This window comes from Stenotrophomonas maltophilia group sp. RNC7, from assembly GCF_030910085.1.
GTDB lineage: Bacteria > Pseudomonadota > Gammaproteobacteria > Xanthomonadales > Xanthomonadaceae > Stenotrophomonas > Stenotrophomonas sepilia.
On sequence record NZ_JAVFVN010000654.1, the window covers coordinates 1 to 545 of the forward strand.

Annotated in this window: 2 protein-coding genes; both read right to left on the reverse strand. The window is 56.0% G+C overall.

Annotated elements, in window-relative coordinates:
• A partial coding sequence (locus RCF13_RS13560) for a hypothetical protein (RefSeq protein ID WP_308141244.1) occupies positions 1 to 244 on the reverse strand: 244 nt, incomplete at its 3' end.
• Between the two features lie 79 nt (positions 245 to 323).
• Positions 324 to 545, reverse strand: a 222-nt coding sequence (locus RCF13_RS13565; RefSeq protein ID WP_308141245.1) for a hypothetical protein, incomplete at its 5' end; no start/stop codon positions are given.

Genomic DNA, 545 nt, shown 5'->3' on the forward strand with positions numbered 1-545 from the left:
GGACCATCGTTCCAGCCATCACGGGCGCTGCGTTGATGAGCCCGTCCTTGGATTCGGCCAGTGCCTTCAGGACTTCGGGGACCAAGTTTTCTTTGACCCACTCGGTCACCTGCGCATTAACTGCCATCGATGCCGTTTGGATTGCGTCGCGGACAAGGCGTTCTTCAATTTCACGGCGAAGGCCGCGCAGTACATCAGGCATCGCATCAGTGACGGCCTGCTGGATTTGTTCTTGACTGAGCATTGCTGTTCTCCCTTTCTCCCCGGGGTGGGGAGGTATTCCAGTTTCTTTAACCTGCCAGTGCTATAGGGGTGGGCAGGTGTTACCAGGGCTTTTCGACCTTGCCTTGGTCTTGCAGGGATTTGATGCAGAACAATTCGTCGAGCATCTTGTCCATGTGAGCGGCAAGCTGCGCGCGAAGCCCATCTTTGAGGGCACCAGTCACGCTCAAGACTGACTGCTTCATTCCCTCAGAAAAGTCCTGGGCGCAGATCTGCGTCATTAGGTACTCCGCTCGGGTAACAGCGTTGTAGTCGCTATCGGC